The sequence below is a fragment of the Azospirillum soli genome (assembly GCF_017876165.1).
Classification (GTDB): Bacteria; Pseudomonadota; Alphaproteobacteria; order Azospirillales; family Azospirillaceae; genus Azospirillum; species Azospirillum soli.
This window is the reverse complement of record NZ_JAGINQ010000003.1, coordinates 177116-195903: the sequence shown is the minus strand read 5'-3', so window position 1 is coordinate 195903 and position 18788 is coordinate 177116. Positions and strand designations below refer to the sequence as shown.

Below are 18788 nucleotides of genomic sequence, written 5' to 3'. Positions count from 1 at the left end.
CGGCGCGCGGCTTAACAGATGGCCGGTGGGAAAGCAACCGGGACGGGCGACTCTTGCCCCCACCCTAACCCTCCCCCGCTTCGCAGGGGAGGGGATTTAAGCTCCCTCCCTTGCGAAGCGGAGGAGGGAAGGGTGGGGGTACGACCTCTAAGCCGACCGCACCTTGTTCAGGAAGCCGTGCACCTCGCCGCGCAGATGCTCCGCCTGCTTGGCCAGTGTGCGGCTGGCTTCCAGCACAGCGTCGGCGGCACCGCCGGTCTTGCAGGCGGCCGAGGTCACCTCGGCGATGTTCTGCATGACCTCCTGCGTGCCTTCGGCGGCCTTGTGGACGTTTTCGGCGATCTCGCGGGTGGCAAGGCCCTGCTGTTCCATCGCCTGGGCGATGTCGGTCACCGTGCCGCTGATGGTGGTCACCGCCTCGGAAATGGTGCGGATCGCGTTCACCGCGCCACCGGTGGCGGCCTGCATCTCGGCCACTTGGTTCGAGATCTCCTCGGTCGCCTTGGCGGTCTGGCCGGCGAGGTTCTTGACCTCCGTCGCCACCACGGCGAAGCCCTTGCCGGCCTCCCCGGCGCGGGCGGCCTCGATGGTGGCGTTCAGCGCCAGCAGATTGGTCTGCTCGGCGATCTCGCCGATCAGGTCCACCACCTGACCGATGCGCTGGGCGGCCTCGGCCAGCCCTTCGACGATGGCATTGGTCTCGTTGGCCTTCTCGGCGGCGCCCACGGCGGCGGACGAGCTGGCGTTCAGCTGGCGTGAGATCTCGGCGATGGAAGAGGACAGCTCCTCCGCCGCCGCCGCGACGGTCTGTACGTTGCTCGACGCCTGTTCGGATGCCGAGGCGACGGCGCTCGACTTCGCGGTGGTCAGGGCGGCGTCGGAGGACATCTCCTGCGCGTCGCGGCCCAGCGTGCTGGCGGATTCGGTCAGCGACTGGACGACGCCGGACACCGCCTGCTCGAAGCCGTTGGCGAACTCATTCATGGTGCGGCGCCGGTCGGCGTCGATCTGCCGGCGCATCTCCTCCCGCTCCATCTCCATGCGCTGCATTTCCAGCGCGTTTTCCTTGAAGACGCTGAGCGCATCGGCGATGGCGCGCAGCTCGTCCTTCCGGTCGCCGCCGGGGATGTCCACGGTCAGGTCGCCCTCGGCCAGACGGCCCATGGCGCCGGTCATCGCGTGCAGCGGGTGGGTGATCGCGCGGTCGATGATCCACGCCGCCACGGCGCCCAGCGCCAGCGCCACGGCGGCGCCGATGGCGATGAACATGCCCGCGCGCGCCCGGCCATCCTCGCGGTCGTCGCGCTGGATGGAGACCAGCTGCGCCACCTGGTCGCTGACCGACCCGGCCGCCGTGGCCATGGCCTTGGAGGCTGCGCGCTGGTTGTCTGTGGTGGTGACGAGGGACGCGAATTCCTGGTCGAAGGCCTGTGCCGCTTCGGTGGCCGCCGCGACGAGCGCGCGGCCCTCCGCGTCCACCAGCACGGCGCCGGCCTGACGGGCGAGGTCCAGCGTCTCCTTCACCGCCGAGGTCACGGCGGTCCGGGACTCGGCGCCGCCGGTCAGCAGGAAGTCACGCTGGCCCAGCATGGCGCCCTGCGCGCTCTGGACCAGCCGCATGGCGATGCCGCGCAGCAGGATGGCCTCGTTCACCTCGCTCTGGGCGAAGTTGGCGGCCTCCTGCAGGGCGGCGGACACAGCCACCTGATTTTCCTGCAACTCATGGGCGAGCTTCAGGATCTGCTGGGCCTGACGGTCGAGGATCTGGATTCGGGCGGGCGGGATCTCGTCGGCCTCGCTGGCGCGGGCCTGCTCGAACGCGGTGCGGTAGATGCGGGCGGAGGCGACGATCTGCTTGGACAGGTCCTCGTCGTTGGTGCCGGCGAGATCCTTTTCGACGGCCTCGGCCGTGGTCAGCAAATCCGCGATGGTGGTGGAGGTGGCCTCGACCGTGGCTTGGGCGCGGGTGCGGACGAATTCGGACTGCAGGCGGCGGGCTTCCAGAACCATCTCGATCAGGCGGTCGGCGCGGTCGGCGGTGTCGCGGCTCTGCCGGACAGCGGTTTCCGCGTCCTTGAAGCTGACCATATTCTGGTCGTAACGCTCCGACTGCTGCGCGCCGATCTTCGTGGCGATGTCCTTCAGCGCGTTGGCGCGGGTTTCCATGCTCTGGGTGCGGGCGCGCGCTTCCTTGTCCTGGGCGACGAAGTTGGCAAAGGCGGCGCGGTAGCCGTCGATGCCCGCCAGGATGTCGTCGACAAGGCGTACGCTGCCGGCGTCGTCCAGCGCGGACTTGGAGTCCTGCGCCTCGGCGCGCAGCGCGTCCAGCATGCCGGGAACGTTGGAGGCGGCCTGCGCGTCGCGTTCGGTGACGAAGCGCGCCTCCTCGATGCGCACGGTCTTCAGCCGCGCGTCCAGTTCGGCCGTGTGCGCCGCCAGATCGACGCGCTCGGCGTAGGTGCGCAAGCTGTTCCAGCCCACGAAGGCCACGGCCACCGTCAACAGAAGGACAGTTGCAAAACCGAGTGCGATCCGCGTACCGATCGTCATGGAAATCGGGCTCCCCCCGCTGGTCAGGCGAATAGCCGTATTTTTTATTAGAGTATAAACCGTTAATAACCCGTTTGGTATGACCAGATTATCGCACCCGAGCGGAACGCGGACCCTGGCGATCGGGGGGTCAGAAGCGATCGGGCATCCAGGGGCTCGGCCCCGCGAAGACGCGGGATGCGGTGGCGACGGCCTCGTCATTCCCTTCCAGCAGACCGACCTGCCGCAGCAGAGCCGCCCCCTTGTGCCCGCCGTAGAGGGTGGACAAGGTCGAGACATTCAGCGAAAGCCGCAAGGACCCTGGGGATTTCGTCCGCGAAACCATGCCGCGCCCGCCCGCAACGGTCAGGGTGAAGGCCCCTGCGTTGGCCGGGAACAGCGGGTCGGTGACGTCCAGCGTCAGTTCCGCGTTCACCCCCGCCGGATAGCCGCGATGGGTCAGCGCCGCTTCGATGTTCACGACGCGCAGCAGCCATTCCTCCCGCGCATCGATTTGCACGCCGGTTTCCACGGACAATAGGGCCAGCGGATCGTCCGGCCCGCCGCGCCAGTCCACCCGGTCCACCTGCGCCCGGTAGCCGGCCAGGAAGGACAGGGCGAGTCGCGCCGCCCGGCGGCTCAGCAGGCAATGGTCGGCCACGGTGATGCGCCGTTCCTTGGGCGCGGTGACCGCGATGTAGCCCTCCGGTCCCGCCGGACCGTTCAGCAGGTAGACGTCGGTCGGCTCCCCGTCGGGATTCAGCGCGAAGGTCCACAGCCCCTCGTTCCGCTCCGGCAGGCCGTTGGCGGTCTCCAGCACGGTGCGCCGCAGGGCGGCCAGCGGAGCCGCGTCCGACGCATCGATGCGCGTGATGAAGCCGTCGCCGGGCACGGGGACCGCCAGCGCTGACGGAGGCGCGCTCCAGTTCAGCCACACGCCGGCCTTTCCATAGCCGGCCTTGGCGTAGAGCGGCAACGTCGCCGGATAGAGCACCGACAGCGCCGCGCCGCCCGCGCGCGCCTCGTCCAGCACGTTGCGGATCAGCGCCGTGCCGTGGCCCCGCCCGCGCTCCGCCGGATCGACGGAGACCACTGCCACGCCTTGGGCCGGCACCGGCCGCCCGCCGAACCACTGGTTCATGCCCCAGACGGCCGCGCTGCCGACGGTGCGCCCGTTCGCCCGGAAGGCGCGCATCACCTCCGGCCCGAAGACGGCGATGGCGCGGTCGAAATGCTCGCGCGGCAGCCCGAAGCCCTGCCGGGCCAGCAGGGCGACCGCGTCCATTTCGCCGGGGAACAGGGGGCCGAAGCCCCCATTTACAGCGGTCATGCCTGCTGCTCGTTCAGGGCGCGGGCCTGTTCGCGCAGCACGAACTTCTGGATCTTGCCGGTGGAGGTCTTCGGCAACTGCGTGAAGACCACCGTCCTCGGGCACTTGAAGTGGGCGAGGTGCTGGCGGCAATAGGCGATCACCTCCGCCTCCGTCAGGTTGGCGCCGTCCTTCAGCGTGACGAAGGCGCAGGGCGTCTCGCCCCATTTCTCGTCGGGGCGGGCGACCACGGCGGCCTCAAGGATCTGCGGGTGCTTGTAGAGGACGGATTCGACCTCGATGGTCGAGATGTTCTCGCCGCCGGAGATGATGATGTCCTTCGAGCGGTCCTTCAGCTCGATGTAGCCGTCCGGGTGCCAGACGCCGAGATCGCCGGTGTGGAACCAGCCGCCGGAGAAGGCCTCCTGCGTGGCGCGCGGGTTCTTCAGGTAGCCCTTCATGACGGTGTTGCCGCGCATGAAGATCTCGCCCATCGTCTGGCCGTCCTTGCGCACCGGCTGCAGCGTGTTGGGATCAGCCACCATGACGCCTTCCAACGTGGCGTAGTTGACGCCCTGGCGGGCCTTCAGCGTCGCGCGCTCCTCCAGCGGCAGGGCGTCCCACTGCTCATGCCAGGCGCAGATGGTGACGGGACCGTAGACCTCGGTCAGGCCGTAGACGTGGGCGACCTCGAAGCCCAGGCGCTCGATCTTCTCGATCACGGCGGCGGGCGGGGCGGCGCCGGCGGTCATCATCTTGATGCCGCGCGGAAGGTCGCGCTTCTGGTCGTCGGGCGCGTTGACGATCAGGCCCATGATGATGGGGGCGCCGCACATGTGCGTGACGCCATGGTCGGCCAGCGAGTCGTAGATGCCCTTCGCCGTGATGGCGCGCAGGCACACGTTGGTGCCCGCCATCGCCGTGACCGTCCAGGGGAAGCACCAGCCGTTGCAGTGGAACATCGGCAGAGTCCACAGATAGATGGGATGGTGCGGCATGGCCCAGGTGACCACGTTGCCCATGGCGTTCAGGTAGGCGCCACGGTGGTGGTACACGACGCCCTTCGGGTTGCCCGTGGTGCCGGAGGTGTAGTTCAGCGCGATGGCCTGCCACTCGTTCGCCGGCATCGGCCAGTCGAAAGACGGGTCACCCGTCTCCAGGAACTGCTCGTAGGTCTGCTCACCGATCAGCTCGCCGCCCTTCGCTTGTGGATCATCGATGTCGATGACGATGGGGCGGCGCTCCGCCGGGAGCGTTTGCAGCGCCTTGGCGATGACCGGCGAAAACTCCCGGTCGGTCAGCAGGACCTTGGCCTCGCCATGCTCCAGGATGAAGGCCAGCGCTTCGGCGTCCAGGCGGATGTTCAGCGCGTTGAGGACCGCGCCGACCATCGGCACGCCGAAATGCGCTTCGAAGGCTTCCGGCGTGTTCGGCGCCATGACCGCGACCGTGTCGCCCAGCCCGATGCCGCGCTTGTTCAGCGCCGAGGCCAGCCGCACGCAGCGCTCGTACGTCTCCGCCCAGGTCCGGCGCACGGGGCCGTGGATGATGGCGGTGCGCTGCGGGTAGACGGCGGCGGTGCGCCGCAGGAACGACAGCGGCGTCAGCGGCACCGTGTTGGCCGCGTTCTGGTCTAGGTCGAGTTCGTACGGGTTGCGACGGGTGTCGGTCATGCGGGCCTCCCTTTGCCTCTCGTTGCGGGCGTTGTTGGGAAGAGTCTTGCCAGAGATGCCCGGAGGGGGGAAGGGGGCTTAGATGCCCTCTCCGGTCTCGCGAGAGGGGCACAACCGCCCCAGCGCCCATTCCGCCGCGTCACGCACCACGTCGTTCGCGTCGTTCAGCAACGCCTCGACCACCGGCGCGTGGCGCGCGTCGCCGCTGTTACCCAGGGCCACCAGCACGTTCCGCACGAACCGATCCCGCCCGATCCGCTTGATGGGGGAGCCGCTGAAGACCTGCCGGAAGCCGGCATCATCCAACTGCGCCAAGTCGGCCAGCCGGGGCGCGGTCAGTTCCGCCCTCGGCAAGAAGGCGGCCTCGCGGCTGCGCTGGGCGAACTTGTTCCAGGGGCAGGCGGCCAGACAGTCGTCGCAGCCGTAAATGCGGTTGCCCATCAGCGGGCGCAAATCCTCCGGGATCGGCCCTTTGTGCTCAATGGTCAGGTAGGAGATGCAGCGCCGCGCGTCCAACTGGTTCGGCGCCGGAAAGGCCGAAGTCGGGCAGGCGTCCAGGCAGCGGCGGCAGGAGCCGCAGCGGTCTCGACCCGGTTCGTCCGGCGGCAGGTCCAGCGTCGTGTAGACCTCGCCCAGGAACAGCCAGGAGCCGTGCTCGCGCGAGACGAGGTTGGTGTGCTTGCCCTGCCAGCCGAGCCCCGCCTTGGCGGCCAGCGGCTTTTCCATGACGGGCGCGGTGTCCACGAAGACCTTCAGTTCGGCCTTGAACGTGTGCGCGATCCACTGGCCGAGCGTCTTCAGCCGGCCCTTGATAAGGTCGTGGTAGTCGCGGTTCTTCGCGTAGACCGACACGATCCCGCGATCCGGATGCGCCAGCAGCGCGCGCGGATCCTCGGCAGGGGCGTAGCTGGTGCCGAGCGCGATGACCGTGCGCGCCTCCGGCCACAGGGCCTGGGGGTGGACGCGGCGGTCGGCCTTCTCCTCCATCCAGCCCATGTCGCCGTGCCGCCCCTCACGCAGGAACTCGGCCAGCCGTTCGCGGGCTTCGTCGCCCAGCTCCGCCCGCGCGAAGCCGACCGCGTCGAAGCCCAGGGAGAGGGCACGGTCGCGGATGGCGTCCCGGATCTTGCCTGGATCAGCCTCGGCCACGGTAGGTTTGGACATCCTGCGAGGGGATCCACACGCCCTTAGGCGGCTCGCCGGTCGCGTAGAACACGTCGATGGGGATGCCGCCGCGCGGGTACCAATAGCCGCCGATGCGCAGCCACACCGGCTTCAGCTCGTCCACCAGACGCTTGCCGATGCCGACCGTGCAGGCCTCGTGGAAGGCGCCGTGGTTGCGGAAGCTGGTCAGGAACAGCTTCAGCGACTTGCTCTCCACCAGCCAGTCGCCGGGGACGTAATCGATGACCAGATGTGCGAAGTCCGGCTGCCCGGTAATGGGGCAGAGCGAGGTGAACTCCGGCGCCGTGAAGCGCACAACGTAGTTCTCGCCGGGGTTCGGGTTCGGCACGCGCTCCAGCACCGCCTCTTCCGGTGTCTTGGGCTGCACCGTGGCGCCGCCCAGCTGCGTGAGGTTGGCGTAGATGTTTTCAGACATTGGCGGATTCCTTTCCGGCCTTCGCCAGGGGATCGGCGGTCGCCGGAACGTCGCCTTCGTTCAGGCGGGCTTCCAGCGCCGTCGCGACCTCCTCGAACCGGCCGCCCTCAATGGCCTGTCGAAGCTCGGCCATCAGATCCTGATAGTAATGCAGGTTGTGCCACGTCAACAGCATCGGGCCCAGCATCTCACCCGCCTTGAACAGGTGGTGCAGATAGGCGCGGCTGTGGTTGCGGCACGCGGGGCAGCCGCATTCCTCGTCCAGCGGACGCTCGTCGTGGGCGTGGCGGGCGTTGCGGATGTTGATGGTGCCCCGGCGCACGAAGGCCTGACCCGTTCGTCCCGACCGCGTCGGCATCACGCAGTCGAACATATCGACGCCGCGCCGCACAGCTCCGATCAGGTCGCTCGGCCGGCCGACGCCCATCAGGTAGCGCGGGCGGTCCTTGACCATCAGCGGCTCGGTGAAGTCCAGCACCGTGAACATGGTCTCCTGACCCTCGCCGACCGCCAGCCCGCCGATGGCGTAGCCGTCGAAGCCGATGTCGGTCAGGGCCGCCACGCTCTCCGCCCGCAGGTCCGCGTAGACGCCGCCCTGCACGATGCCGAACAGGCCATAGCCCGGCCGCTCCACGAAGGCGTCCTTGCTGCGCTTGGCCCAGCGCATCGACAGCCGCATGGAGGAAGCGGCCTGTGCCTCGGTGGCGGGGAAGGGGGTGCACTCGTCCAGGCACATGGTGATGTTGCTGTCCAGCATGTGCTGGATCTGGATCGAGCGTTCCGGCGTCAGGTGGTGCTTGCTGCCGTCGAGGTGGCTTTTGAAGGTCACCCCCTCCTCGGTCATGGTGCGCAGGTCCGACAGCGACATTACCTGGAATCCGCCGCTGTCCGTCAGGATCGGCTTGTCCCAGTTCATGAAGCGGTGCAGCCCGCCCAACTGCGCCACGCGCTCGGCGGTCGGGCGCAGCATCAGGTGGTAGGTGTTGCCCAGCAGGATTTCCGCACCCGTGGACTTCACCGCGTCGGTCGTCATCGCCTTGACGGTGGCGGCGGTGCCCACGGGCATGAAGGCCGGCGTGTTGATGACGCCGTGCGCGGTTTTCACCTGTCCGCGTCGGGCCCGGCCGTCGGTTTTCAGAAGATCGAAGCCCAATCCCAAATTGTTGGGGCCGGTCATGAAGCCCTCCGGAGCAGCGACGCGTCGCCGTAGCTGAAGAAACGATAATTCCCCGCGATGGCGTGCGCGTAGGCCGCCTTCATGCTGTCCATGCCGGCAAAGGCGCAGACCAGCATGAACAGGGTCGAGCGGGGCAGGTGGAAGTTGGTCAACAGAAGGTCCACGATCTTGAAGCGGTATCCCGGGGTGATGAAGATGTCCGTGTCGCCGCTGAAGGGCGCCAGCGTCCCGTCCTCCCGCCCCGCCGTCTCCAGGATGCGCAGAGCGGTGGTGCCGACCGAGACGATCCGCCCGCCCGCCGCGTGGGTGGCGTTGATGGCCTCCGCCGTTTCCGGCGATATCTCGCCCCACTCGCTGTGCATGCGATGCTCGGCGATGTCGTCCACCTTCACCGGCAGGAAGGTCCCGGCCCCGACGTGCAGCGTCACCGGCACGCGCCGGATGCCCCGCGCGTCGAGCGCCGCCAGCAGCTCCGGCGTGAAGTGGAGCCCTGCCGTGGGGGCCGCCACCGCGCCTTCGCGGCTGGCGAAGACGGTCTGGTAGTCCTCGGCGTCCTGCGCGTCGGCCTCGCGCCGGATGTAGGGGGGCAGGGGCATCCGGCCGTGCCGGTGCAGCGCCTCCATCAGCTCCGCCCCGCCGACGGAGAAGCGCAGCCGCACCTCCATGCCGTCCTTGGCGACGACCTCCGCCGCGAAGTCCTCGGCGATGGCGATCACGTCGCCGGGCTTCAGCCGCTTGCCGGGCCGGGCGAAGGTCACCCACTCCCGCTCGCCCTCGCGCTTGTGGAGCGTGATCTCCACGCGCACCTCGCCGCGCCGGCCTTCCAGCCGGGCGGGGATGACGCGCGTGTCGTTCACCACCATCAGGTCGCCGGGCCCCAAAAGCTCGGGCAGGTCGCGCACGACGCGGTCGTGCAGACGCTCCGCCACGTCCAGCAGACGGGCGGCGTCGCGCGGCTTGACGGGATGCTCGGCGATCCGGTCAGGCGGAAGGTCGAAGTCGAAATCGGCGGTCTTCATGGAAGCCGCTCGTATAGACCATTCACCAAGGCGAGGGAAAGCATTACGAGATTGGACGTTACTCGGGCAGCGGCAGTCCTTGCGCCTGCAACGCCGCCGTCTGGCGGGCGTGCAGCACGTCCACGTCGAAGTCGCGGATCATCTCCTGGAACAGCTGGTACCAGTTCACCTCGGCGTCCAGATGCATGAAGACCGACCCCAGGCCGATGGCCGCGCGGTCCATGAAGACGAACTCGCGCGGGACCTCCACGCCGCCCAGACGGCGCAGCTCCTGGTGCACCTTGGCCGCCGTCTCGCGGCCGTAGTGGGTGGCGTTGGTCTCCTCGATCCGGCGCGAGCGGTCGTCCATGATCGGGGCGTAGACGAAGCGCGCCCAGATGTTCAGAACCTCCACCAGCTCCTTTGTCGGGTTGCCGAAGCCCCAGACGCGGTAGGCTTCGACCGCCTTCTCCTGGTTGCCGGTCTTCAGCGCGTCGTACAGGTCGATCACGCCCTTCACGAAACGCGCGGGGAAGACGCGGATGCAGCCGAAGTCCAGCAGGTTGATCGACCGGTCCGGCCGCACCGTGTAGTTCCCCAGATGCGGGTCGCCGTGGATGATGCCGTAGCCGTACAGCGGCACGTACCAGGCCCGGAACATGTTCATCGCCAGCTCGTTGCGGGCGTCGGGATGGTCCTTGACGAAGTCCAGGATCTTGCGGCCTTCCACCCACTCCAGCGTCAGCAGCCGCTTGGTGGAGAGGTCCGAAATCACCTCCGGCACATGAACGCCGGGTGTCTCGGCCAGCATGCGGCGGTAGAGGCGGGCGTGCTTGGCCTCGCGCTCATAGTCCAGCTCCTCGCGCAGGCGGGCGCCGATCTCCGCCTGGATCTGCTTGGTCGAGATGGCGCTGTCCGACCGCTCGAAGATCGCGAAGATGATGCCGAGCTGGCGCAGGTCCGCCTCCACGGCCGAGGCCATGTCCGGGTACTGGAGCTTGCAGGCGAGTTCCCGCCCGTCCAGCCCGACCGCCTTGTGCACCTGGCCCAGCGAGGCGGCGGCGGTGGCGTTGTGCTCGAAGCTCTTGAAGCGCTTGTGCCACACGGGTCCCAGTTCGCTCGCCATGCGGCGCTTCACGAAGGGCCAGCCCATCGACGGCGCGTCGGCCTGAAGCTGCGACAGCTCCTGCACATACTCGCGCGGCAGGGCGTCGGGGATGGTGGAGAGCAGCTGCGCCACCTTCATCAGCGGCCCCTTCAGGCCACCCAGCGCCAGCCGCAGTTCCGACGCGTGGCGTTCCCGCTCCATGGGGATGCCCAGCACCTGCTGACCGGCAAAACGGGCCGCAAGGCCCCCCACGGCGGTCCCGACCCGCGCATACCGCGCGATCCGGCCGCCCAGCGTGTTCTCATCCGTGTTTGGCATGCCGAATAGGTGGGATCACGGACGCCAAAAGACGAGTCCCCGCCGGGCGGTCACCGGCCAATCCTAAACCGGCGGATCCTCAACCGGCCGGGGCGATGTTCTGGTTCACGCAGAACATGTTGGTCGGGTCGTATTTCCGCTTCAGCGCCGCCAGCCGTTCGTAGTTCGCGCCGTAGGCGGCCTGGACGCGCTGTTCGTCGTCGGTGATGAAGTTCACATAGACCCCCCCGGTCGCATAGGGGGCCGCTTTGTTGAAGACGTCACGTGCCCACATGGTGCAAGCGTTGTCCTCCGGCGGGTTGGCCCAGCGTGAATGCACGTTCATGACGAACTCCGCATCGCGGTGGGGGTAAGCGGTGGCGTCCGCCGGCACGCGGTTGGCCACGCCGCCCAACTGCCCGACGAAGATCTCGCACTGCTCGGACGGCAAACGCCCGGCCTGCTCGACCAGCAGATCGATCAGCCCATCGTCCAGCCGGGTGAAGTTGTGCGACTTCCAATAGTTCCGCGCCCCCGGCGCCAACAGCGGATCGAAGGCCGACTGCCACGCCGCGTAGGGGATCGGGCCGACATGCTCGCCCAACGGCTGGCCCAGCGCCCGCACGGGCTCCAGCGCCTTCCAGCCCGCCTCCTCGTCGCCGGCGTGGAAGACGGCGAACACCATGACCTCGCGCCCATGGACCTCGGCCGGCAGGAAGGGCAGGGGCGGCGCCTTGCGCATGATAACCCAGCAGGCCGCCTCGTCCGGCATGGCCGCCGCGACCTGCCGGTAGCGGCGCATGAGGTCGCCGGCTTGGTCGAACCGATGGACGATCAGCCCGGCCAGCACGGTCGGCCCGACCTGATGCAGTTGGAACGTGAAGGAGGTGACGACTCCGAAATTCCCTCCGCCGCCGCGGATGCCCCAGAACAGGTCGGCGTTCTCGTCCTGATCGGCGCGCAGGAAACGGCCATCGGCGGTCACCACGTCGGCGGCCAGCAGATTGTCCACGGTCAGCCCGTATTTGCGCGTCAGCCAGCCGAAGCCGCCGCCCAGCGTCAGCCCGGCGATCCCCGTGGTCGAGTTGATACCGACCGGCACGGCGAGGCCGAAGGCTTGCGATTCCCGGTCCAAGTCGCCGAGCGTGGCGCCGGGGGCGACGCGCGCCGTCCGATTCATCGGGTCGATGTGGACAAAGCGCATGCCGCTCAGGTCGATCAGCACGCCGCCGTCGCACAGCGCGTTGCCCGCGATGTTGTGCCCGCCGCCGCGCACCGAGACAAGCAACCCGTTCTCCCGCGCGAAGCGGACGGCCTGCATGACGTCGGCAGCCCCGGCGCAACGGACGATCAGGCCGGGCCGCCGGTCGATCATCGCGTTCCAGATCTTGCGGGCCTCCTCATAGCCAGCGGATTCCGGGGTTAGGACGGAGCCCCGCAGCCGGCCCGCAAGGTCATCGACGGCCTGTTGGGTGAGGGTCGCGTCGCGCCGGTCGGCGGTGCGCACCGTGAAGTCGCCCATCGGACACCTCCCGAGAAGGGTTTCGCCAAGGAAAGGTTGGCTTGGTGCCGGCGCGGCGCTGCGTTCCGGTCTCGTCGCGTCAAGCGCAAAGCCGCGCCGGGCTTGCGCAATGGAAAGAAATTTAATTTCCCAATTAGAGCTGTTTTGGACAGGAAGATCAAAGCCGCATCCGGGGGACGTACGCACCCCATAATTCGGACATTGGTTCCTCCGCTACTCCCCGCGCAGCCGGCGTGTCCAGTCGCCCAGCGCGGTCAGCAGCTTCGCGATCCTCGGCGGCACCGTCTCGTCGGTCAGATTGCCGTCCGCGTCGAATTTCTGCGACGCCTGGGGAACAAAGACTTCGGGCTTGTTCAGCGGGTGCAGGTCCAGAAACACGCAGACCTGCCGCAGATGGTACTGCGAGCGCGCGGTGCCCAATCCGCCTCCCGCCCCCATGAAGGCTACCGGCTTTCCGGCGAAGGGCTGGTGGGCCCCGCGCGAGGCCCAGTCGATGGCGTTCTTCAGCACGCCGGGGATCGAGTAGTTGTATTCCGGGCAGGCGATCAGCAGCGCGTCGGCGGCGCGGATCGCCTCGCGGAACTCGGTGACCGGCTCCGGCCGCCCCTCGGCCTCCACATCGCCGTTGTACAGCGGGATCGGGGCGAGGTCGAAGACCTCCAGGCTCATGCCGTCCGGCACGACGTCGGCGGCCGCGCGCAGCAGGCCCCGGTTGAAGGACGCTTTGCGCAGGGAGCCAGCGAATCCCAACACGCGCACCGGTGACGGCATGACCCCACTCCCCTCGGCTGGGCGATTCGAAAGGAATGGGGGCGCGGCACCATCCTGGCAAGAGGGAGGTTCAGCCGCCTTGGGCGCGGATCCAGGCGGCGGTGGCGCTGTCCATGGTGTTCTTGTGGTTGATGAACCACTCCGGCACGACTTCGGTCAGGTAGCCGCGCACCAGCATCAGATTGCCGGCTTCCATGCGCTTTTCGATGCCCTCCAGTTCCAGCCGCACGCGGTTGTGCTCGTGGACGTGGATGGGGGTGGGCGGGAAGCCGTACTTGTGCATCAGCTCCTCCTCGCGGGCGAGGTGGTCGCGAAGATGCTGCGCGAACTTGCGGAAATGGGCCGGGAGGTCGGCGTCGGACGCCTGCGCGGCCTCGGCCAGCAGTTCGACGGTTTCCTTGTGGTCGGCGTCGATGATGGCGTTGCCGACTTCCAGGGATTCGTTCCAGGCGGGAATTGAGAGCGTGGACATGGTGGCTCCGGTTTGGATCGTTGGAGACACCATGCCCACTTTCAGCCTAGGGACTCTTGATGTCCGTCAAGCGGACTGTTCCAACTCGTCCACAAAGCCCCGGATCACCCCCAAACCCTTCTGCCAGAAGGCTGGATCGGTGGCGTCCAGCCCGAAGGGGGCCAGCAGCTCCTTGTGGCGCAGCGTGCCGCCGGCCGACAGCATCGCCATGTACTTGCCGGCGAAGCCGTCCTCCGCGTCCTGATACACCGCGTACAGGGAGTTCACGAGGCAGTCGCCGAACGCGTACGCGTACACGTAGAAGGGCGAGTGGATGAAGTGCGGGATGTAGGACCAGTAGTTCCGGTATCCCTCGTCGAAGCGCAGCGCCGGGCCCAGGCTTTCCGTCTGCACCGCCATCCAGATTTCGCCCAGCCGCTCGGCGGTCAGCTCGCCCTCGCGCCGCTCCGTGTGGACGCGCTGCTCGAAGTCGAAGAAGGCGATCTGGCGGACCACCGTGTTCAGCATGTCCTCGACCTTGGTCGCCAGCATGATCTTGCGGCGCTTCGGATCGGTCTCCGTGTCGAGCAGGGAACGGAAGGTCAGCATCTCGCCGAACACCGAGGCCGTCTCGGCCAGCGTCAGCGGCGTGTCAGACATCAGGTGGCCCTGCTTGCCGGCCAGGATCTGGTGCACGCCGTGCCCCAGCTCGTGCGCCAGGGTCATCACGTCGCGCGTCTTGCCCTGGTAGTTGACCAGCAGGTACGGGTGCACGCTCGGCACGGTCGGGTGGGCGAACGCGCCCGGCGCCTTGCCGGGGCGCACCGGCGCGTCGATCCAGGCGTTGTCGAAGAAGCGCTTGCCGAGCCCCGCCAGCTCCGGCGAGAAGCGCCCGTAGGCGCCCAGCACCAGATCGCGCGCCTCGTCCCAGCGGATGGTGCGGTCAACGTCCTCCGGCAGCGGCGCGTTGCGGTCCCAATAGTCCAGCGCGTCCTGCCCGAACCACTTGGCCTTCATCGTGTAATAGCGGTGGGACAGGGCGGGGTAGGCGTCCTTGACGGCCTTGACCAGCGCGTCCACCACCTCGTCCTCGACGCGGTTGGACAGATTGCGGGACGAGGTCGGGCGCGGGTAGTTGCGCCACTTGTCCTCGATCTCCTTGTCCTTGGCCAGCGTGTTGGTGACCAGCGCGAACAGCCGGATGTTGTCGCCCAGGACGCGCCCGACCACCTCGCCGGCCTCGCGCCGGACGGTCTGGTTGCGATCGGACAGCTTGTTCAGAGCCTCCGCGCAGGTCAGCTCCTTGCCGCCGATGGGGAAGCGCAGGCCGGCGATGGTCTCGTCGAACAGGCGGTTCCAGGCGGCACGGCCAACGACGTGCTTTTCATGGAGCAGCCGCTCCACCTCGTCCGACAGCTGGTGCTCGCGGAACAACCGCACGTCGCGCAGCCAAGGGCCGTAATGCGCCAGTTCCGTGGACGCCTTCAGCGTGCTCTCCAGCGCCGTCTCGTCCAGCCGGTTGATCTCCAGCGTGAAGAAGACGAGGTGGGTGGAGATGCCGTTCACCCGCTCCTGGGTGGACTGGTAGAACTTGCCGATGGCCGGGTCCACCATGTTGCCGGAATAGATCAGCCCGGCGTAGGACATGATGCGCGACAGCACCTCGTCGATGCGCTCGTACTCGCGGATCGCCTTGGCGAAAGCGGCACCGTCGAGGCTGGCGAGCTTGCCGGCGTAGGCGGCGTGGAATTCCTTGGCCGCGCTTTCCATGCGGTCGAGGTCCGCCTTCAGCTCGCGCGACTCCATGCCGGGGTAGAGGTCGTTCAGGTCCCAGGCGGGCAGGGTGCCGAGGTCGGGACCTTCCGCTGCGGCCAAGGCGGTGTCGGGCGCGGTGTCGGGCAGGCGGCTCATCAATTCCCTCCGTTCGGTCGTTGGAGGGGATATAAGCGCCTCGGCCCGCAGGAAAAAGCCTTACGGCTCGGGCGTGTCCTGAACCCGCTTGATCGCCGCATCCACGCATTGCAGGTGCAGCTTCTTGCGGGCCAGCAGGCGGGCGCGCTTTTCCTCCGGATCGGTGGTCGGCATCGCCTCGATCTTGCAGCCGCGCCAGCCGTTGGCGTCCAGCGCGCGGGCGACCTCCGCATAGCCGAAGTATCCCTTCTCCGGCTGCTCCCACGGCGCGCGGAAGTCGGCGCGGCGCAGCACGAAGCGGTTGGATTGGCTGGACCCGCCCAGGTTGGTCAGCCGCGCCACGATCAGCCGTTCGCCGTCCGGCTGGACGACGGTCAGAATCGGGCGAATCCCGGTGATCGGCGGGTCGATGGTCATGACCGCATGCATAGCGTCCCGGCCGCCGATAGGCCAGCGACAAGGGGACGTTGAAGAAAAGGCACGAACGGTCGTGTTGAAACGGCGCACCCGCCCGGCATAGCCTTCCCCTCACGGAGGTGTGCCATGGGCAAGGGTGAACGCACGCGCGAGCGGATCGTCGAAACGGCGCTGGAGCGCGCGAGCGTCGAGGGGCTGATGGCGCTGTCCATCGGCGATCTCGCCGCCACCGTCGGCATGTCGAAAAGCGGCCTGTTCGGCCATTTCGGCTCCAAGGAGGCGCTTCAGGCGGCCGTTCTGGACGAAATGCTGTCCCGTTTCCGCGCGGTCGTCTGGGACACCGCCTCGACCGAACCGGCGGGCGAGCCGCGCCTGCGCGCGCTGTTCGACAATTGGCTGCTGTGGGTGGACGGCTATCACTTGGCGGGTGGCTGCCCGATCACCATGGCGGCGGTGGAGCTGGACGACCAGCCGGGCCCCCTGCGCGACACGCTCGCCAAGCGGCAGAAGCGTTGGATGCAGGCCCTGGAGGACGAGTTCTGGGTCGTCCAGCTCGCCCGCCGGGAGGAGCAGCGGGAGGATCCGGCGCTGTTCGCCTTCGAACTGAGCGGGATCGTGCTGAGCTACTGCGCCGCCCGCCGCCTGCTGCGCGACCCGCGCGCCGGGAGCCTCGCACGTACCGCGTTCGACCGCCTTTTAGAGCGGGCGTCGGGAGCGCCCGTAGCCGCCTGAAGACCAAAACAAAACGAACGGTCGTTCTTTTCAAGAACGCACGATCGTGCGAAAACAAGGATTCAGGCAAAATCCCAAAGAATGGGGTGCGACAGCCCGCCGCACCTTTCTTCATCCCGTTTGCAAACAGGGGTACGTTTGGCGCAGATTGAGCCCCGCTGCGCGACCGTTCATTGCGCGGCTGCGGAGAATCGCGAACCAAACAAAATATAAAGGGACGCCCCATGAGCCAGAGCTCAGCCGACCTCTACAACCAGATCCACGCACGCTCGCTGTCGGACCCGGAGGGGTTCTGGGGTGAGGCCGCGGAGGAGATCACCTGGATCAAGCGCTGGGACAAGGTCCTGGACGACAGCAACGCGCCGTTCTACCGCTGGTTCAAGGGCGGTGTCCTGAACACCTGCTACAACGCCGTCGACCGCCATGTGGAGGCTGGGCGCGGCGATCAGGCCGCGATCATCTACGACAGCCCGGTCACCGGCACGGTCCAGACCATCACCTACCGCGAATTCCTGGATCAGGTCGCCCGCTTCGCCGGCGTTCTGCGCGCCCAGGGCGTGGAGAAGGGCGACCGCGTCATCCTCTACATGCCGATGATCCCGCAGTCGCTGGTTGCCATGCTGGCCTGCGCGCGCCTCGGCGCCGTCCATTCGGTCGTGTTCGGCGGCTTCGCCCCGCATGAACTGGCGACCCGCATCAACGACTCCAAGCCGAAGGTCATCGTCTCCGCCTCCTGCGGCATCGAGCCGAACCGCGTCGTCAAGTACAAGCCGATGCTCGACGCCGCCATCGAGCAAGCCGAGCACAAGCCGGAGCGCGTCGTCGTCTTCCAGCGCCCGCAGGAGACCGCGACCCTGATCGAGGGCCGCGACGTCGATTGGGCCGAGGCCATCGCCAAGGCCGAGCCGACCGAATGCGTGCCGGTCGCCGCGACCGACCCGCTCTACATCCTCTACACCTCCGGCACCACGGGGCAGCCGAAGGGCGTCATCCGCGACAACGGCGGCCACGCCGTGGCGCTGAAGTGGACGATGAAGAACATCTACAACGTCCAGCCGGGCGAGGTGTACTGGGCCGCGTCGGACGTGGGCTGGGTGGTCGGCCACTCCTACATCGTCTACGGCCCGCTGCTGCACGGCTGCACCACCGTGGTGTTCGAGGGCAAGCCGGTCGGCACGCCGGACGCCGGCACCTTCTGGCGCGTGATCGAGCAGCACAAGATCGGCACGCTGTTCACCGCCCCGACCGCCTTCCGCGCCATCAAGCGCGAGGATCCGGACGCCAAGCTGCTGGCCAAGTACGACCTGTCGCACTTCCGCGCCCTGTTCCTGGCCGGCGAGCGCTCGGACCCCGACACCCTGCATTGGGCCGAGGACAATCTGAAGGTTCCGGTGATCGACCACTGGTGGCAGACCGAAACCGGCTGGGCGATTTCCGGCAACCCGCTGGGCGTCCACCTGTTCCCGATCAAGTACGGCTCCGCCACCCGCCCGATGCCGGGCTGGAATGTGCAGATCCTGAACGCCGAGAACAAGGAAGTGCCGCGCGGCGACATCGGCGCCATCTGCGTGAAGCTGCCGCTGCCCCCGGGCACGCTGCCGACGCTGTGGAACGCCGACGAGCGCTACAAGAAGTCCTATCTCGCCGACTATCCGGGCTACTACCAGACCGGTGACGCGGGCTTCATCGACGACGACGGCTACGTCTACATCATGGCCCGCACCGACGACATCATCAACGTGGCCGGCCATCGCCTGTCTACGGGCGCGATGGAAGAGGTGCTGTCCAGCCACAAGGACGTGGCGGAATGCGCGGTCATCGGCGTCGCTGACGACCTGAAGGGCCAGGTGCCGCTGGGCTTCCTGTGCCTGAAGGCCGGCGTGACCCGCCCGCACGAGGAAATCGTCAAGGAAGTCGTCCAGCTGGTGCGCGAGCAGATCGGCCCGGTCGCCGACTTCAAGCGCGCGGTCGTCGTGGATCGTCTGCCGAAGACCCGCTCAGGCAAGATCCTGCGCGGCACCATGCAGAAGATCGCCGACAACCAGGATTACAAGATGCCGGCGACCATCGACGATCCGGGCATTCTGCCGGAGATCGCCGAGGCGCTTCAGTCGCTCGGCTACGCCAAGACCCACCAGGGCGCCGAGTAAGGCGTTCGGGGGTTGAAAGGAAACCCTTCCCTCGGTCCGCCGGGGGAAGGGTTTTTTCTTTTTTGTCCACAGATGAACACAGATGGACACAGATTTTTATGGAGCTTCGCAGCGGTCAGTGTGCAGTGTATCAATTCATCTGT

15 protein-coding genes are annotated in these 18788 nt (G+C 67.7%); 2 read left to right on the top strand and 13 right to left on the bottom strand.

The window, feature by feature from the left end:
• Nucleotides 1-147: 147 nt before the first annotated feature.
• The 13 genes from J2852_RS06405 to J2852_RS06345 all read right to left on the bottom strand — a co-directional run bounded on the left by J2852_RS06405 (nucleotide 148) and on the right by J2852_RS06345 (nucleotide 15763).
• Complete coding sequence (locus tag J2852_RS06405) at nucleotides 148-2550, bottom strand: methyl-accepting chemotaxis protein (RefSeq protein ID WP_209872663.1); 2403 nt, start codon at nucleotides 2548-2550, stop codon at nucleotides 148-150.
• A 130-nt stretch (nucleotides 2551-2680) separates the two neighbouring features.
• The gene (locus J2852_RS06400) at nucleotides 2681-3859 is read right to left on the bottom strand and encodes a GNAT family N-acetyltransferase (protein WP_246499333.1); all 1179 of its coding nucleotides are present in this window, start codon (nucleotides 3857-3859) and stop codon (nucleotides 2681-2683) included.
• Entirely contained in the window at nucleotides 3856-5511 is a 1656-nt protein-coding gene (locus J2852_RS06395) for an acyl-CoA synthetase (protein WP_209872660.1), read from the bottom strand. The genes J2852_RS06400 and J2852_RS06395 overlap by 4 nt, the downstream gene beginning before the upstream one ends.
• 78 nt (nucleotides 5512-5589) lie before the next feature.
• Nucleotides 5590-6675 (bottom strand): tRNA epoxyqueuosine(34) reductase QueG, encoded by a 1086-nt coding sequence (queG, locus tag J2852_RS06390; RefSeq protein WP_209872657.1) that lies wholly within the window; start codon nucleotides 6673-6675, stop codon nucleotides 5590-5592.
• Nucleotides 6647-7111 carry a preQ(1) synthase gene (gene queF, locus J2852_RS06385; RefSeq protein WP_209872654.1) on the bottom strand — a complete coding sequence of 155 codons (465 nt, stop codon included), beginning with the start codon at nucleotides 7109-7111 and terminating at the stop codon, nucleotides 6647-6649. The genes queG and queF overlap by 29 nt, the downstream gene beginning before the upstream one ends.
• Nucleotides 7104-8288, bottom strand: a complete 1185-nt coding sequence (gene tgt / locus J2852_RS06380; RefSeq protein WP_209872651.1) for a tRNA guanosine(34) transglycosylase Tgt — start codon at nucleotides 8286-8288, stop codon at nucleotides 7104-7106. Before tgt ends, queF begins: the two co-directional genes overlap by 8 nt.
• Complete coding sequence (queA, locus tag J2852_RS06375; protein ID WP_209872648.1) at nucleotides 8285-9307, bottom strand: tRNA preQ1(34) S-adenosylmethionine ribosyltransferase-isomerase QueA; 1023 nt, start codon at nucleotides 9305-9307, stop codon at nucleotides 8285-8287. The genes tgt and queA overlap by 4 nt, the downstream gene beginning before the upstream one ends.
• A gap of 58 nt (nucleotides 9308-9365) precedes the next feature.
• Nucleotides 9366-10712, bottom strand: a complete 1347-nt coding sequence (locus J2852_RS06370) for an ABC1 kinase family protein (protein WP_209872645.1) — start codon at nucleotides 10710-10712, stop codon at nucleotides 9366-9368.
• Between the two features lie 79 nt (nucleotides 10713-10791).
• Nucleotides 10792-12213: an FAD-binding oxidoreductase gene (locus tag J2852_RS06365; RefSeq protein ID WP_209872643.1), complete on the bottom strand. Its 1422-nt coding sequence runs from the start codon at nucleotides 12211-12213 to the stop codon at nucleotides 10792-10794.
• A 213-nt stretch (nucleotides 12214-12426) separates the two neighbouring features.
• Entirely contained in the window at nucleotides 12427-12984 is a 558-nt protein-coding gene (locus tag J2852_RS06360) for an NADPH-dependent FMN reductase (protein ID WP_209872640.1), read from the bottom strand.
• Nucleotides 12985-13054: 70 nt separating this feature from the next.
• The gene (locus tag J2852_RS06355; RefSeq protein ID WP_209872638.1) at nucleotides 13055-13456 is read right to left on the bottom strand and encodes a bacteriohemerythrin; all 402 of its coding nucleotides are present in this window, start codon (nucleotides 13454-13456) and stop codon (nucleotides 13055-13057) included.
• Nucleotides 13457-13522: 66 nt separating this feature from the next.
• Complete coding sequence (locus tag J2852_RS06350) at nucleotides 13523-15346, bottom strand: M3 family oligoendopeptidase (protein ID WP_209872635.1); 1824 nt, start codon at nucleotides 15344-15346, stop codon at nucleotides 13523-13525.
• Between the two features lie 60 nt (nucleotides 15347-15406).
• Nucleotides 15407-15763, bottom strand: coding sequence for a hypothetical protein (locus tag J2852_RS06345; RefSeq protein WP_209872632.1), 357 nt, complete (start codon nucleotides 15761-15763; stop codon nucleotides 15407-15409).
• A gap of 126 nt (nucleotides 15764-15889) precedes the next feature.
• Here J2852_RS06345 and J2852_RS06340 point away from each other — a divergent pair, with 126 nt between their 5' ends.
• Nucleotides 15890-16495 carry a TetR/AcrR family transcriptional regulator gene (locus J2852_RS06340; protein WP_209872628.1) on the top strand — a complete coding sequence of 202 codons (606 nt, stop codon included), beginning with the start codon at nucleotides 15890-15892 and terminating at the stop codon, nucleotides 16493-16495.
• A gap of 224 nt (nucleotides 16496-16719) precedes the next feature.
• Complete coding sequence (locus J2852_RS06335; protein WP_209872625.1) at nucleotides 16720-18645, top strand: propionyl-CoA synthetase; 1926 nt, start codon at nucleotides 16720-16722, stop codon at nucleotides 18643-18645.
• Nucleotides 18646-18788 lie beyond the last annotated feature (143 nt).

Bases quoted from the DNA above. Each gene is read 5' to 3' on its own strand.
- J2852_RS06350 (WP_209872635.1), bottom strand. From the start codon at position 15,346: ATGAGCCGCCTGCCCGACACCGCGCCCGACACCGCCTTGGCCGCAGCG.
- queF (WP_209872654.1), bottom strand. From the start codon at position 7,111: ATGTCTGAAAACATCTACGCCAACCTCACGCAGCTGGGCGGCGCCACG.
- J2852_RS06340 (WP_209872628.1), top strand. From the start codon at position 15,890: ATGGGCAAGGGTGAACGCACGCGCGAGCGGATCGTCGAAACGGCGCTG.
- J2852_RS06370 (WP_209872645.1), bottom strand. From the start codon at position 10,712: ATGCCAAACACGGATGAGAACACGCTGGGCGGCCGGATCGCGCGGTAT.
- J2852_RS06355 (WP_209872638.1), bottom strand. From the start codon at position 13,456: ATGTCCACGCTCTCAATTCCCGCCTGGAACGAATCCCTGGAAGTCGGC.
- J2852_RS06365 (WP_209872643.1), bottom strand. From the start codon at position 12,213: ATGGGCGACTTCACGGTGCGCACCGCCGACCGGCGCGACGCGACCCTC.
- J2852_RS06405 (WP_209872663.1), bottom strand. From the start codon at position 2,550: ATGACGATCGGTACGCGGATCGCACTCGGTTTTGCAACTGTCCTTCTG.
- queA (WP_209872648.1), bottom strand. From the start codon at position 9,307: ATGAAGACCGCCGATTTCGACTTCGACCTTCCGCCTGACCGGATCGCC.
- J2852_RS06395 (WP_209872660.1), bottom strand. From the start codon at position 5,511: ATGACCGACACCCGTCGCAACCCGTACGAACTCGACCTAGACCAGAAC.
- J2852_RS06400 (WP_246499333.1), bottom strand. From the start codon at position 3,859: ATGACCGCTGTAAATGGGGGCTTCGGCCCCCTGTTCCCCGGCGAAATG.
- J2852_RS06360 (WP_209872640.1), bottom strand. From the start codon at position 12,984: ATGCCGTCACCGGTGCGCGTGTTGGGATTCGCTGGCTCCCTGCGCAAA.
- J2852_RS06345 (WP_209872632.1), bottom strand. From the start codon at position 15,763: ATGACCATCGACCCGCCGATCACCGGGATTCGCCCGATTCTGACCGTC.
- J2852_RS06335 (WP_209872625.1), top strand. From the start codon at position 16,720: ATGAGCCAGAGCTCAGCCGACCTCTACAACCAGATCCACGCACGCTCG.
- tgt (WP_209872651.1), bottom strand. From the start codon at position 8,288: ATGACCGGCCCCAACAATTTGGGATTGGGCTTCGATCTTCTGAAAACC.
- queG (WP_209872657.1), bottom strand. From the start codon at position 6,675: ATGTCCAAACCTACCGTGGCCGAGGCTGATCCAGGCAAGATCCGGGAC.